The sequence below is a fragment of the Aliinostoc sp. HNIBRCY26 genome (genome assembly GCF_050235535.1).
Lineage (GTDB): Bacteria > Cyanobacteriota > Cyanobacteriia > Cyanobacteriales > Nostocaceae > Trichormus.
In genome coordinates, this window is record NZ_CP189852.1 from 5,690,136 (window position 1) to 5,704,563 (window position 14,428).

The 14,428-nt window shown below is 42.1% G+C and carries 12 protein-coding genes; 6 read left to right on the top strand and 6 right to left on the bottom strand.

All coding sequences use genetic code 11. The features are described 5' to 3' along the window. Window positions 1-102: 102 nt before the first annotated feature. From argF to ACQFX9_RS24075, 3 genes are all read right to left on the bottom strand, one after another. The gene (argF, locus tag ACQFX9_RS24065; protein WP_427159088.1) at window positions 103-1,023 is read right to left on the bottom strand and encodes an ornithine carbamoyltransferase; all 921 of its coding nucleotides are present in this window, start codon (window positions 1,021-1,023) and stop codon (window positions 103-105) included. A 190-nt stretch (window positions 1,024-1,213) separates the two neighbouring features. Beyond that, window positions 1,214-2,506: a glycosyltransferase family 4 protein gene (locus tag ACQFX9_RS24070; protein WP_427159090.1), complete on the bottom strand. Its 1,293-nt coding sequence runs from the start codon at window positions 2,504-2,506 to the stop codon at window positions 1,214-1,216. 564 nt (window positions 2,507-3,070) lie between these two features. Further along, on the bottom strand, window positions 3,071-3,505 hold the full coding sequence (locus ACQFX9_RS24075) for a hypothetical protein (protein WP_427159092.1): 435 nt from the start codon (window positions 3,503-3,505) through the stop codon (window positions 3,071-3,073). Window positions 3,506-3,747: 242 nt separating this feature from the next. Between ACQFX9_RS24075 and ACQFX9_RS24080 the strand changes: the two genes are divergently transcribed. The 5 genes from ACQFX9_RS24080 to murD all read left to right on the top strand — a co-directional run bounded on the left by ACQFX9_RS24080 (window position 3,748) and on the right by murD (window position 9,947). Then, window positions 3,748-4,380: a FeoB small GTPase domain-containing protein gene (locus tag ACQFX9_RS24080; protein WP_427159094.1), complete on the top strand. Its 633-nt coding sequence runs from the start codon at window positions 3,748-3,750 to the stop codon at window positions 4,378-4,380. A gap of 31 nt (window positions 4,381-4,411) precedes the next feature. Beyond that, a complete protein-coding gene (locus ACQFX9_RS24085; protein ID WP_427159098.1) occupies window positions 4,412-5,863 on the top strand; it encodes a nucleoside recognition domain-containing protein in 1,452 nt (483 codons plus the stop codon). A gap of 1 nt (window position 5,864) precedes the next feature. After that, entirely contained in the window at window positions 5,865-6,086 is a 222-nt protein-coding gene (locus tag ACQFX9_RS24090; RefSeq protein WP_427159100.1) for a FeoA family protein, read from the top strand. A 228-nt stretch (window positions 6,087-6,314) separates the two neighbouring features. After that, window positions 6,315-8,489 carry a glycine--tRNA ligase subunit beta gene (glyS, locus tag ACQFX9_RS24095; protein WP_427159102.1) on the top strand — a complete coding sequence of 725 codons (2,175 nt, stop codon included), beginning with the start codon at window positions 6,315-6,317 and terminating at the stop codon, window positions 8,487-8,489. A gap of 84 nt (window positions 8,490-8,573) precedes the next feature. Continuing rightward, window positions 8,574-9,947 carry a UDP-N-acetylmuramoyl-L-alanine--D-glutamate ligase gene (gene murD, locus ACQFX9_RS24100; protein ID WP_427159104.1) on the top strand — a complete coding sequence of 458 codons (1,374 nt, stop codon included), beginning with the start codon at window positions 8,574-8,576 and terminating at the stop codon, window positions 9,945-9,947. 61 nt (window positions 9,948-10,008) lie between these two features. On the opposite strand, the gene ACQFX9_RS24105 is transcribed toward murD, so the two are convergent. After that, entirely contained in the window at window positions 10,009-10,575 is a 567-nt protein-coding gene (locus tag ACQFX9_RS24105) for a DUF3611 family protein (RefSeq protein ID WP_427159106.1), read from the bottom strand. A 221-nt stretch (window positions 10,576-10,796) separates the two neighbouring features. On the opposite strand from ACQFX9_RS24105, the gene ACQFX9_RS24110 reads away from it, so the two are divergent. After that, on the top strand, window positions 10,797-11,270 hold the full coding sequence (locus tag ACQFX9_RS24110) for a TspO/MBR family protein (protein WP_427159108.1): 474 nt from the start codon (window positions 10,797-10,799) through the stop codon (window positions 11,268-11,270). A 125-nt stretch (window positions 11,271-11,395) separates the two neighbouring features. Here ACQFX9_RS24110 and ACQFX9_RS24115 read toward each other — a convergent pair whose 3' ends face one another. Both ACQFX9_RS24115 and ACQFX9_RS24120 read right to left on the bottom strand, forming a co-directional pair. Continuing rightward, the gene (locus ACQFX9_RS24115; RefSeq protein WP_427159110.1) at window positions 11,396-12,100 is read right to left on the bottom strand and encodes a M15 family metallopeptidase; all 705 of its coding nucleotides are present in this window, start codon (window positions 12,098-12,100) and stop codon (window positions 11,396-11,398) included. 345 nt (window positions 12,101-12,445) lie between these two features. Continuing rightward, window positions 12,446-14,089 carry a lipoxygenase family protein gene (locus ACQFX9_RS24120; protein ID WP_427159112.1) on the bottom strand — a complete coding sequence of 548 codons (1,644 nt, stop codon included), beginning with the start codon at window positions 14,087-14,089 and terminating at the stop codon, window positions 12,446-12,448. Window positions 14,090-14,428 lie beyond the last annotated feature (339 nt).

Here is a 14,428-nt window from a genome sequence, read left to right on the forward strand (position 1 = left end):
TTTTATTGTTGTGCTTGCTTGTCAATGAGCAAAATTAAGTTCAAAGGCAAAAGAAAATCAGATTATCTTTCTTCTGCCTTTTTAATTTTGACTTTGAACTTTTCAATCAGCACCTAAGATACTGACTAACAAAGCCTTTTGTGCGTGTAGACGATTTTCCGCCTGATCCCAAATGCGTGAGTGTGAACCTTCCATTACTGCTTCGGTAATTTCTTCCCCACGGTGGGCGGGTAAACAGTGTAAAACAATTGCCTCTGGGTCAGCGAGACTCAATAACTCTTCAGAAATCTGATATGGTTGGAAAATAGGAAAGCGATCGCCTGCTTCTGCTTCTTGTCCCATACTTGCCCAAACATCAGTGTAAAGTACAGATGCGCCCTTTGTGGCTAAGTGCGGATCATGAGTAATTAACACCTCAGTTTTATCTCCTGCGATCGCCCTTGTTTGCTCCACAATGTTAGGATCTGGTTCATAACCTTGGGGAGTGGCGATTCTGACATTCATTCCCGCCAAAGCACAACCTAATAGCAAAGAATTAGCAACATTATTGCCATCACCAACATAGGTTAAAGTTAACCCCGCCAAAGTGCCGAAACATTCCTGCACAGTTAATAAATCAGCTAATATTTGGCAAGGATGTTCTAAATCTGTCAAAGCATTAATTACAGGAATTTTGGCATAGTCAGCAAAAGTTTCCAACTCCTGTTGAGCAAAGGTGCGAATTGCCAGAATATCTAAATAGCGGTCTAATACTCGTGCTGTATCTTGTACAGGTTCGCCCCGACTAACTTGAGTTACATTAGGATTGAGATCAATAACTTGTCCACCCAATTGATACATCGCCACCGTAAAGCTAACCCTTGTGCGAGTTGAAGCCTTAGAAAACAACAAACCCAAGACTTTATTGCACCGCAATTGCAATTTTTGCGATTTCAATTGAGTCGCCAGTTGCAGAAGTTCCTGAAGTTCCGTAGGATTCAAGTCTGCCAGACTTAATAAATCTCTTCCAATCAATGCTGCCATATGTTATTGATGTGTAAAAAATAATTATATGGTGATTGGGGACTGGGGAATGGGGAATGGGGAATGGGGAATGGGGAATAGGGAATAGGAGGCAAGGTAGACAAGGTAGACAAGGGAGATTTTACCCTAATGTTCCCATGCTCAATGCCCAATGCCCAATGCCCTATTCCCTAATGTAAGTCTGCAATAGTTATCTAGACACATCAACAATTGATTTTTGTTCACTCAAGGGTTCGGTTTTATCTAAAGTTGGTCTTCTTTGACCTATGACATCAAAAAATAAATCTTCATAACTCTCTATAGCTTGTTCAAAAGCAAACTTCTCTAACGCAAACTGTCTACCTTGATGCCCTAATTTTGCGGCTAAGTCAGCATTATTGTACAATTCCAACACTGCGGCTGCTAATGCTTCTGGTGACTCTGGTTCGACAATTAGACCACCGCCGCTTTCTGCAATGACTTTGGCTGCTGTTCCGTTATCTGGAACTGATCCCACTACTGGACGACCAGCCGCTAATAATAAAGGGATTTTAGAAGGCATATTAAAGGAAATCACATTGCTTTTTTGGACAATCAAACCCACATCAGCCGTAGCTAACATTTGCGGTAGTTTTTCTCTCGGTTGTAGGGGTAGAAGTAAAACATTATCTGCACCACAGGCTAAACAATGTTTTTGCAATCTTTCTAAAGCCTTCGATTCCCCCGCAATCACAAAACTAATGTCGGGAATATGACGCAAACAAGCTGCGGCTGCAACTACCGTTTCTAAACCTTGCGTTAGGGCGATGTTACCAGAGTACATCACCACAAATTTACCATTTAGTCGATGATTGCTTCTCCAAGAGTTGTTTTTGTTTAAGGGGCGAATAAAATTTACGTCTACCCAATTGGGAATACATACCATCTTTTGGGGGTTGACTCCCTTCTTAACTAAATTCTCTAAAAACCCATCAGCAATCACACTAATTTTAGTAGCATAGCGATAAGCAAATTTTTCTATAGCTTCACAAAACTGAATCATTCGCTTGTTCGTCATCAGTCCGACACGAATTGCTGCTTCCGGTAGAATATCTTGGACATTCAGCACTACAGGACATCCATACAAGCGACCGAGTAAAGTTGCGGGAAGGGAAACTAACAGTGGCGGGACTGTGAGGAGAATGACATCAGGCCGCTTGCCTCTGAAGGCTTGGGGTAAACTGGTAAATATAAAACTTAATTCCAGCAGTAAGCGATCTATTAAATTGGGTTTAGATTTAATTCGTAAGTAACTGCGCTGGATAGTCACGCCATTCTTTTTTTCTGTTACATACCATTTACCCTGATATTCCTTGTAAATTTCCCGTTGGGGATAGTTAGGCATTCCTGTGATTACCCTCACTTGATGCCCTCTTGTCACTAAACCTTCTGCTAGTTCCGTGATTAAAGGTGCAATGCCTATGGGTTCAGGGTAATAGTTGTAAGAATAAATCAGAATGTGCATGAGATTTTAATAAAAATTTTTGCTAAATGTACGTTTGAGAATATCAGTTGTGTGGATATTAGCTAAGTTTTCATAATTTTAGTTAGGATTTTTTTGCAACAGCTTCGCACTTGAACATAGTCGATAAATAAAGTACGTGGCTACTATGATGCTTTTCCGTGAAAAGACGTATAAGTTAATTGGTTTGTTGCCTCAGATAAATCACTTGTCAGTATGAATATTAACTAATTGCTAATTTCCCAGATGAGTAGTGATTGTGTGTGGTATGGTCAAATTTTACAGTTTTCTGATACTGTTGGTTTTTAGTGGTATTTTATTCTTCAGAGAATTGTAACTTTATATCCGTAAATTATAGTGTTTATACGGTTAGTTCATCAAATCTTTAACAATTTTCTGCAAATTTTCATTTTAAAGTTAAGACTCTATGTAAATAGTATTACTTAACAAATTTGTCTGGTGAATAACATCAGTATGTATAAAAAACTCTATCCTTCAGATGGATAGAGTTTAATGTTGCTGGTCATTAATCGTGTAAAAAATTAATTGTGTGGACTGAGGATGATCTTACTCAACATAAATGGCAATTCTTGTGCCATTTTCCAGTTCACCCAGGCATCCTATACCATCTGAGCGACTAAACCCGCATCTAATGGAAGCATCCCATTCGTCTATAATCGAGTCTCCTTGTTGAAAAGCCACTTGATTGACGTAAAAATCTTGACCATCGGCGACATTAGCGAGTTGAGCGCGACTCAGTATCAGAATAAAACAATATCGAGTAGAACATAGTTTGAGGTTGGCACTAGCATTACTGAATGCACCCATGACTCCATAATCACAAGTATATCTTTCGCCGTTAATCGCAATATTACAATTAGTAGTATTAAAGCTTCTATGATAGCGGAAATCTTGGGCTGGTCTTGCTAATGTCGGGCTAGCATTCAGGCTCAATAGACCCACGGAAGTCAGCACAGATGCTGCTAGTTTTTTTAACATCATTGTTCCCCTTGTCACAATCTTCTTGATGGGCGATGCAAGCTTATGGCTTCTATAATTGTGCTTCTCTACTACTTACGTATTTTTACGAAGATAGTTACAAAAATTTATGTTTGCTCGATTTCACAAACTACGTTAACGGGGAATGGAAAATTGGGAATGTCTGTTAAAAGTATCTACCCCTCACAAGATCCTCACATTTTAATCTGAGAATTACTTGCAGTAAAATCCAATAAATAACTTCTATGGAGTGCCACAAATGTAAATCCCAAGGTCAATCTTGTGGAAAACCATCACAAAGATTGCCATTCTTTCGCAAAAACAAGCAATTTTTGGCGAAGGAAGTTTTTTCTCATCCCCCTATTGCCTTGGTAGGAATGCCGAATGTTGGTAAAAGCGTATTGTTTAATGCCCTGACGGGAATTTACGTCACAGTATCTAACTATCCAGGCACTACCGTAGAGGTGAGTAGGGGACTGGCACAGATAGGGGAGCAAACTATAACGGTGGTTGATACACCAGGGATGTATTCACTGCTGCCAATTAGTGAAGAAGAAAAAGTTGCTAGAGATTTATTATTAATTGAACCTGTAGCAGCCGTGATTCATGTGGTGGATGCGAAGAACTTAGGAAGAATGTTACCACTCACCTTTCAATTGATAGAAGCTGAACTACCGGTAATACTTGCCGTCAACATGATGGATGAAGCCCAACGTTGGGGACTGGATGTGCGACAAGACGCATTGGAGATGGAGTTGGAAATCCCCGTAGTTTGTATGGCGGCGGCTTTGAACCAAGGCATAGATGAATTGAAACATAGAATTATGCCTTTTGTGCCGATTCTGTCTAGTTTGAGTGGGGAAAGAGTCAACAGTTAACAGTCAATAGTCAAAAATTAGGATTAGTCAAGTGATTTATCCAGAACCAATTGAAGTGGCGATCGCACAACTAGAATCATGGTGGCAAACCTTGGGCGATCGCTATTTATTTGCTAATTACTCCCTTTCTCCTCGGAGTTTAGCTTTATTACTGCTACAAAAAGATCCAGGACTATGGCAAACCTTACAACGGGATCAAGAACAATGTCAGCATTTAGAAGTATTGATTACCGTCACCCAAAATCAACTCAGACAACCCATTGGATTAGCGATCGCCAATACTCGCCAAAGTCAAGCTCATGCTATCGAAAGAGCCGCTTTGCAGGAAACCAGACGGGCGCGATCTTCCCTGACGGAGACATTACATCAACTCACAGTCAACCCTATTACCGGCTTCCCCATCCTCGTCGTTATCCTCTACTACGGAGTTTACAAATTTGTCGGTGAATTTGGTGCGGGGGAATTAGTTGATCGCATCGAAACCTTTTTTGAATCACAAATTAACCCATTAGTCAACCACATCACCGCCCAAGTTATTCCTTGGCGACCAATGCAAGACCTAATTGCCAATGACTATGGCATCATCACCTTGGGGATTCGCTACGCGACTGCGATCGTCTTACCCGTAGTTGCTACCTACTTCTTGATGTTCTCGTTACTAGAAGATAGTGGTTATCTCCCACGCTTATCTTTAATGCTCGATAGGCTATTCAAATCGGTAGGTTTATCTGGACGCGCCGTGATTCCAATGGTGTTGGGCTTAGGTTGCGACACCATGGCCACCATTGTCACCCGCACTTTAGAAACCAAGCGGGAAAGGTTAATTGCTACCTTTTTGTTATCCCTGGCTATTCCTTGTGCAGCCCAGTGGGGTGTAATTGTGGGATTACTCGCACAAAAACCCGCCGCCTTACTGTTTTGGGGAGGTTTTATCACAGCAATTTTTATAGTAGTTGGCTATCTTACCGCCAAACTATTACCAGGTAATTCCGGCAGATTTTACATGGAAGTTCCGCCTTTGCGTTTGCCCAAATTACGCAATGTGTTGACTAAAACCTGGGTGCGAATGAAATGGTATTTTCTGGAAGTTCTACCTTTATTTATTTGGGCTTCAGTGTTGATTTGGGTGGGACGATTAACAGGAATATTTGACATGATTATTCGGGGAATTGAACCCCTAATTGCGTCCTTGGGAATGCCCACACAAGCAGCACCAATATTTCTTTATGGCTTCTTTAGAAGAGATTATGGTGCAGCCGGACTATTTGATTTACAGCAACAAGGTAGCCTCACAGGTAATCAGTTAGTGGTAGCGGCGATTGTTTTGACCTTGTTTTTACCTTGCATTGCTCAATTGCAAATGCTGATTAAAGAGAGGGGAACTAAAACCACTGTTGCGATCGTACTGTTTATTTTTCCCTTTGCTTTTTTGATGGGATATCTTGTCAATTTTGGCTTAACTTTATTCGGAGTGCAATTTTAATATGAACGCCTTATCAGCAGCGAAAATCGGTCAACCGCAAACTGTTGTCTGTTTGCGAACTCAAGATGATGCAGTGTTACAAAAGCTTATGGCCTTCGGTATTTTACCAGGTTGTAATTTAGTCCTAGAGCAACGCTTTCCATCCTACATCATCATGGTTGGTAGAACCCGTGCTGCCTTAGATTGGGAAACAGCGCAAAGTATTTTTGTGGAATCGCGATAAAGGCAAAGAAGCCACTGCTATGACTGCAACTCAATAATAGAGCAATTAATTTTAATTCTGGTGTCCTTAATTTCCTCAACAGGTAGAATTTTTCTCCCCTGCACTCCCTTACTTTGCAGCCTACCATTTTCCACCGACAAACAGTAGCTTGGCATAGTCCACCTCAGCCTGATGGCGAGGTAAACTGTTGGAATTGATCAGTGAAAGTTAAGCTACGCAACATTAAATATGACGGCATTTTTATTAGAAGTTGGTACAGAAGAACTACCTGCAAGCTTTCTGAGTGGTGCTGTGGCACAGTGGCGATCGCGTATTCCTGAAAGTTTAGCAGCCCATAGCCTCAATAGTGAATCGGTAGCTGTTTACGGTACTCCCCGGCGGTTGGCGGTACTGATTACAGGTTTACCATCCCAGCAACCAGACAGAGAAGAGGAAATCAAAGGCCCACCCGCCCAAGCTGCTTTTAAAGATGGTCAACCCACACCAGCCGCCATAGGTTTTGCGAAAAAGCAAGGTGTGGCGATAGAAGCTTTAGAAGTGCGTCCTACAGATAAAGGGGATTTTGTCTTTGTCCAAAAAAGTATTCCCGGCCGTCCTGTAGCGGATATCTTGACAGAACTGGTTCCCCAGTGGATTTACAACCTAGAAGGTAAACGCTTGATGCGCTGGGGGGATGGGGATGTGAGATTTTCTCGTCCTATTCGTTGGTTAGTGAGTTTGTTGGATGAGGCGATTCTACCCATTGAATTAGAAAATGGCTCACTTAAAATTAACAGCGATCGCATTTCCTATGGTCATCGTGTTTTACATCCTGAACCTGTCACCATCCACAATGCCGCCGACTACGTGAAAACCCTCCAATCTGCTTACGTAGTTGTAAACCCCGAAGAACGCACCCAATCAATCCAAGCACAAGTCCAAGCGGCGGTGCAGAAATTAAACGGGAGTACGGAAATGTATCCCGATTTACTGGAAGAAGTGACGAACCTCGTAGAATGGCCTTCCCCAGTGGTGGGTAAATTTGAAACAGAATTTTTAGCTTTACCTACGGAAGTAATCACTACAGTCATGGTGAGTCACCAGCGTTATTTCCCCGTATTCAAGGCTGGTAGTACAACAGAACTGCAAGCTTATTTTATTACCGTGGGTAATGGCGACCCCAACAAAGCCGAGATTATCGCCGTGGGCAATGAACGGGTAATCAGAGCTAGGCTAGCAGATGGACAATTTTTCTACAAATCTGATTTATCAAAAGCCTTAGAAGATTATTTACCCCAACTAGAAACCGTCACCTTCCAAGAAGATTTAGGTTCATTACGCACTAAAGTAGACCGGATAGTTAATATTGCTGGACAAATTTCTACCCAACTGCAATTAAATGCCGACAGCCAACAACATATTGAACGAGGCGCATTATTATGTAAAGCCGACCTAGTAACGCAGATGGTCTTTGAATTTCCAGAATTACAGGGAATTATGGGACAAAAATACGCGATCGCTAGCGGTGAATCAACCGAAGTGGCTACGGCGATTTTTGAACATTATTTACCACGGGGGGCAGATGACATCCTACCCCAAACTCTCACAGGTCAAGTAGTCGGTATCGCAGACAGACTCGATACTATAGTCAGTATCTTGGAATTAGGAATGATGGGATTGGCAGCAAAACCTACTGGTTCATCTGATCCATTCGCCTTGCGACGTGCAGCTAACGCTGTTATTAACATTACATGGACAGCCAATTTGCCAATAAATCTGAAAAATTTATTGGATCAAATATCAAAAGACTTTGCTGAAAAACATGACATAAGTCAAGACCAAGCAGACATTAACGCAGTATTTCGAGATGACTTTTTCTTACAACGGGTTCGTACCCTACTGCAAGAAGAAAAACAAATTGACTACGATTTAGTTAACGCCGTCTTGGGAGAAGATGACCCAGAGTATACAGATAGGGCATTACAGGATTTATTAGATGTGCGCGATCGCGCCCTATACCTGCAACAAATCCGCCGCGATGGTACACTCGATAAAATCTACGAAACCGTCAACCGTTCCACCAGACTAGCAGCCCAAGGAGATTTAGATACCAAACAGCTAGACCCCACAAATTTAGTCCGTCCAGAACTATTCCAAAAGTCTTCTGAGTCAGCCTTTTATGCAGCCTTAGTTAAATTAGTACCGCAAACCCAAGCCGCACAACAATCGCGTAATTATCAACTGTTAGTAGAAGGGTTAATAAATATTGCTCCCACTGTGAGTAATTTCTTTGATGGCGCGGATAGCGTGTTAGTGATTGACCCTGATCCAGAAATTAAGCGCAATCGCTTGAATTTGCTGGGATTATTGCGAAATCACGCCCGTGTGCTAGCAGACTTCGGAGCCATAGTGAAAAATCTGTAGTTTAAAGCAACAAAATATGGTGTTAATTTTTGCCAATTAGCGATAACATAATGAGTGCTTAACCAGGGAACTCTGCCACAGTCTATGTCCAAAGCCCATGTCATTGGATTAGGAAAGTCCGGTATTGCTGCGGCGAGATTGTTGAAACGGGAAGGTTGGGAGGTGATGCTCACTGACCGCAACACCTCCGAAACCCTCCTCAGTCAACAACAAGAACTCGCCAAGGAACAAATCACGGTTAAACTAGGGTATTCACTAGAATTAGATGGTGTTGATTTACCCAATTTAATTGTCGTTAGTCCTGGTGTGCCTTGGGACATACCAGTGTTAGTCAAGGCGCGAGAATTGGGCATAGAAACAATTGGCGAAATGGAATTGGCTTGGCGCAATTTATACAAGCTGCCTTGGGTGGGAATCACCGGTACTAACGGTAAAACTACCACCACAGCCCTGATTGCAGCCATCTTTCAAGCGGCAGGATTTGATGCTCCAGCCTGTGGTAACATTGGCTACGCTGCTTGTGAAGTAGCGTTAGCCAAGAAATTACCTGATTGGATCATTGGGGAAATGAGCAGCTATCAAATCGAATCTTCTGCATCCCTAGCTCCTCACATAAGCGTCTGGACGACTTTTACCCCAGATCACCTAGCCCGTCACAAAACCCTAGAAAATTATTACAACATCAAAGCCAAGCTGTTACGTCAGTCGCAATTACAAGTTGTGAACGGCGATGATGCTTATTTAAGTAAAGTCGGTCTCAGTCAGTGGCCGGATGCTTACTGGACAAGTGTCAAGGGTAAAGAATTTCTGATTGGAAAAAAAGGCTTTTATATTGAAGATGGTTGGGTAGTAGAACAGTTACAAGCCGACTCTCAACCAGAAAGAATTATTGCAGCCTCTGCTTTGCGGATGGTGGGAGCGCATAACCAACAAAACTTACTCATGTCCGTCGGTGTAGCGAGATTAGCCGGCATAGAACCCGCAGCCATCGACAAAGCGGTGCGAGAATTCCCCGGAGTTCCCCACCGTTTAGAGCATATCTGCACTTGGGAAGGCATTGATTTTATTAACGACAGCAAAGCTACCAATTACGACGCAGCAGATGTAGGACTAGCATCTGTGAGTAGTCCAGTGGTGTTAATTGCTGGGGGTGAAGCTAAACCAGGAGACGATACAGCATGGTTAGCTAGTATACAAACCAAAGCGGCCGCCGTCTTATTGATTGGCGCGGCGGCACCAGCCTTTGCTCAACGGCTGCAAGAAGTTGGTTATAACAATTATGAAATTGTGGAAACAATGGAAAACGCTGTACCCAGAGGTGCAGAGTTAGCCAAAGAACATCAAGCAGCAGTAGTATTACTATCACCAGCTTGCGCCAGCTTTGACCAATTTCCCAATTTTGAAGTGAGGGGCGATCGCTTTCGGCAATTGTGTCTAGAATTTGTAAAAAAGGGATAGGGGTGTAGGGATGTAAGGGTGTAGGCGAAGAAAAATACAATGCCCTATTACCTATTCCCCATCACCTTAATTTTTGCAATAACCACATTGAAGTGACAGTCCCAATAAAGTGGGCAGCAATACCATTAATATTTGCTACCATCACAAACACATCCAAAGCGCGGATAATTTTATTGGGGTCAACAATCGCTACTCCTGGCGGTTGGGAGATGGATTTGGCAACTAAAACTCCTAACGTGGCACCAGCACCCACAAGAGCGAGTAACATCCCTATTAAACCTGCCAAAACTCCTATTTCAATAATTCTGATGGTATCTGCTTTAGTAGGATGTAAAGCTGGGTTGGGATTGTCTAGTCGCTTGGCGATGCGAGTATAACGGAAATTCCAATACACGCTGAACAATAATGCCACAACTGCACAAATAGCCCAGAATATCCCAATCCCGATGCCTGTATTTTGTTGAGTAGCAAATCTGCGTCCAGTAGAAGCAAATAGCAGCACTAATCCAGAAACCACAACTAGTGCTAGTTGCACCCAAAAAGTTATCCAGCCAGTCAGATTAATCGTCTTGGCAATTCCATGCAGTGAACTATGTACTAGCGATCGCGCTTCTGTTTCGGCTTGCATATAGTTAACATTATTTACTTCCCCAACACAAGGATATTTTTACCCTCTAGTCTTTACCCCCACCTCCAGACATAGCCAAAACCATACCTCTAGACAGAAAATTAGCCAAAGCAAACATCTCAAACTTAGGATTGATGAGTAATTAGGCATTAAATTGACATGATTGGGGAAGAATAACAGAAATTGAAAGCATAGTTGGCGATCGCCAGGAATAAAGGGCAATGATTAAATCTTGGATGGTGATTGGGGGTATAGTTCTTGTAGTGGCTTTAGCCGCAAACTTGATTACACCGAGCGATCGTCAGTGGTTCAAACGCTTACAAAGACCCAGATGGCTAACCTTTGAAGCTGCAATTCCCATAATCTGGACTGTTGTGTTTATCTGCGGTGCATGGTCAGCTTATATTATTTGGGAACGCAACCCCAATGCCAATACAACTTGGGTACTCATGGGCTTATACCTGCTACTAGAAATTGTCACCATTGCCTATACACCAGTAATGTTCAAACTTCGTAGCCTCCAGGTAGGTACACTCATCGGTGGTACAGGGTTCAGCATTTGTATTATTTTGGCAATTACAGTTTTAACTGTTTCTGGTTGGGCTGCATTATTATTAGTCCCCTATTTACTTTGGAGTCCCATCGGGACATACACCACTTGGCAAATGATGCAGATTAACCCCCAAGATGCTTAGGTTAGGGATTGGGGACTGGGGACACTTCGACAAGCTCAGTGCTTCGCTGGGGACTGGGCGTAATTTATTGTCTATCTTGTCTACCTTGTCTACCTTGTCTCTCTCCCCTACACCCTTACACCCTCCTACTGAATCCTTCCATATATCGCCATAGGTTGATGATTCAGCCAAGCCCACATTTGATCACCATAACAAAAATGCCACCATTCCTTGGGGTTACGTTGAAAACCAGCTTTCAACATGACCTCACACAATAACTGACGATGGGCATGATAGTAATGAGCATGGGGATGATCCTGATCAGCATAGTAATCTGGATGCGATCGCACTGACATTTCATCGATGGGCGAACCCATATCAATCACTTGTCCAGTTTCATCCACTAGTGTAATGTCTACCGCACCACCCGTACTATGAGGAGGCGGTGTTTTTTCATCCATACTGGGTACAGCCCAAATTTCATACACCGCTTCCCAAATCTCTTGACGCTGCTGGGGTGTTAACTCGACTTCAGTTAAGCCTCTTTCCTGTAGGGCAGTAGCAAAACTGTAATCTACCATAAACTGCTGTACAGCTACCGGACGATAGCCATCAAATATCTGAATGCGCCAGTGAGGACGCAGTAATTGCAGGTAATTCTGAGCTTGAATTAAATTTTCCACCACACTTTGGCGGAGATAATAAGGAGAATAACCTCCATAACTCGCGCCTAATTTTTCATAAGGATGGGGAGATTCCACCGCAAACATTTCCACAGGAATCTCCGCTAGCCGTTCACCACATTCCCGAATCGGTATTTGATGATACGGCCTAATTTGATAAGTTTGCATTCACTCTACTCACAACCACAAATTTCACACATCAGCTAATTGTGGAAAAAACGTAGTTAACAGTCAACACTTAACGCAATGTGTTTCTTAGGAGTATCTTTTTTATCATAAATCGCCACATTCTTTACACTGTCTCGTTTTCAGCCTTGCTTGTCGCCCCATCAGGTATTATCAACAAGGTCTAAGAGCTATAAGGCTTATATGCCCCCTGATTGGTGAGCGCAGTCGAACCATTGCCCCCTACCTAATCAGAACTACAAATATTTACCCTGTTCTAGCTTGAAAAAGGGGTGTAAGGGAAAGACTTTTTCATGTTTTCTTGTGTACGCAGTTCATGATGGCTACTTATATGCTGATGCTATTAGTAACAAGCCTTGGTTTCAGATAGTCGTAATTTATTAAACGGCTTTTATTGTTCAACTCAATTTGCCGTTCTGCTTCGTTCAATTCCTGCTGAAATCTAACTAAAACCTCCTGTGCTTCCGGGTCTAAAAACTTATCGTCATAGTACCCCAATCTGTCATAACGGTAGGCGGACAAGAAGAATAAAATCGATAATTGATCAGCAGTTTGCTTTGACGGTGGGAGAAATGATAGTAGGCTTTTACGGTCAGGGATAGTTCCTTCTGATGTTATTTGTTTATAAGCAGCGAGGGGCATATTGGGAATGAAAGTCATATACTCATATTGTGAGTAATTAACAGCAGCGTGTTGTGGCCCACAGGTGAAAATGACCGCAGTAGCAATATCAATTAATTGGTCTAATGTTGTAATGCGGTCGCTAACGCCCTTGACCCGTCCGCCTGATTGGGAAACTAATTCCTGCGCCCAAGATTGTAATTCAAAGTCTGCTGTTAAATCTTGGGGAGTTTTATAGTATAGTTTCAAGTATTCAGACACAAACTTTTTAATGGCATTCCACAATAGTAAGCCATCGTCTCGATATGGATAGTGAGGTAGTTCGTCTGAATTATCCATCCCCCGATTTTTGAGTTCGGTGGGGAAAGAAAACTGATCTAAGCTCCATTCTTTATATGCGTTGACGACAATTTGCAATGATTCTTGCAAAGTTCCCGCTAGCAATTCGTCAACAGGCCCACCTCTATTAACTAGGCGCTGACGACCTAATTCATTATTAGTTAACATGAAACGGAAGTGGGGTTTAAGCAATAAGTTGAGCGGATGGTTATCCGCTAGTTGACGGGCTGTGACAATGGCGAAGGGTTCCATTACAAAGTGAGTTCGACACAAATGGCTACTCATTTCATGATGGTTAGCATCAGCAATTTGAACACAAAGCTTGGCATGAAACCAGACCAAAGGGTCATCAAAAGGTGTGATTAACTGACTCTGTTTACCATCTGTGGGATTGATTTGGATAGCAATCGGTACTAGTTGACCGCGATCACTAAAACCAGAACTACGCCAACAAAAGAACGCTATGGGAGTGGGTAAATACTTCTTACCTCTTTCATAAGTTCCTCCTTTAACAAATGCAAGCGCTCTGTAATCAGCTACATATATATTTCCAGTCCTAAGTCTTTCTACTAAGTCGATAGAGTCACCAAACTTTTCTTGCAGTTCTGAAATGGTAAAGGCAAAGCCATCTGGCATCTGCTGAATTTGGCGTAAAACTAAAGGATTTGCACCACAAAGCCGTTGTTCACAGAAAGAGTTATCAGTTTGGTATGTTTTGATGACATTAGGTTTAGGCAAAACAGGAAAATAGTCTTCATAGTCTTGCAATTCATCTAAAGGGTCCCATAAAGAACGGGTTTTAACGGCTAACATATTTAGAGGAAGTTCTGCCGTCTCTAACGTACGTTCAGCAATATACTTAGTAGAAAAATTTTCAACAGAGGGTACATTTTTTATCATTGCCATAGGCACTAAAAAATTGTGATCAAATTCATACTCTCCTTGTTTGCGCTCCAGCAAATTCTTGCGTTGTGTAGGTTCAGGATCATTCTGTGGAAGATATGGTTTCATAACTTTTAATACCAGGAAATTAATTTTCAGATTACAGAATTTACCTTCTTTGAGCAGGGAACAAACTCTCCAGAAGCGTGAATTACCGACAGTCTATCGGTATTTTTAATCAGTTTTAATCCTTGATTTAGGATATTAATGGCAGCGTTTTTGTCGGTTTAACTCTAGAGCAGCACTTACTTGTTCGGGTATGAAACTTATGCTTGTATTTTGCTCTATTGTTTTGGTATGCGAATTCGCGATCTAAGTAGAAGTACGATTGGGTAAAGTCCAATCACATTTCGATTAGCCTCGTAAATTTACATAGACATATTACCATCTTTGTCAGAAATGTTGAAT

Coding starts and splice junctions, on each gene's coding strand:
- argF (WP_427159088.1), bottom strand. CDS start 1,023: ATGGCAGCATTGATTGGAAGAGATTTATTAAGTCTGGCAGACTTGAAT.
- glyS (WP_427159102.1), top strand. CDS start 6,315: ATGACGGCATTTTTATTAGAAGTTGGTACAGAAGAACTACCTGCAAGC.
- ACQFX9_RS24110 (WP_427159108.1), top strand. CDS start 10,797: ATGATTAAATCTTGGATGGTGATTGGGGGTATAGTTCTTGTAGTGGCT.
- ACQFX9_RS24080 (WP_427159094.1), top strand. CDS start 3,748: ATGGAGTGCCACAAATGTAAATCCCAAGGTCAATCTTGTGGAAAACCA.
- ACQFX9_RS24120 (WP_427159112.1), bottom strand. CDS start 14,089: ATGAAACCATATCTTCCACAGAATGATCCTGAACCTACACAACGCAAG.
- ACQFX9_RS24115 (WP_427159110.1), bottom strand. CDS start 12,100: ATGCAAACTTATCAAATTAGGCCGTATCATCAAATACCGATTCGGGAA.
- murD (WP_427159104.1), top strand. CDS start 8,574: ATGTCCAAAGCCCATGTCATTGGATTAGGAAAGTCCGGTATTGCTGCG.
- ACQFX9_RS24090 (WP_427159100.1), top strand. CDS start 5,865: ATGAACGCCTTATCAGCAGCGAAAATCGGTCAACCGCAAACTGTTGTC.
- ACQFX9_RS24105 (WP_427159106.1), bottom strand. CDS start 10,575: ATGCAAGCCGAAACAGAAGCGCGATCGCTAGTACATAGTTCACTGCAT.
- ACQFX9_RS24075 (WP_427159092.1), bottom strand. CDS start 3,505: ATGATGTTAAAAAAACTAGCAGCATCTGTGCTGACTTCCGTGGGTCTA.
- ACQFX9_RS24070 (WP_427159090.1), bottom strand. CDS start 2,506: ATGCACATTCTGATTTATTCTTACAACTATTACCCTGAACCCATAGGC.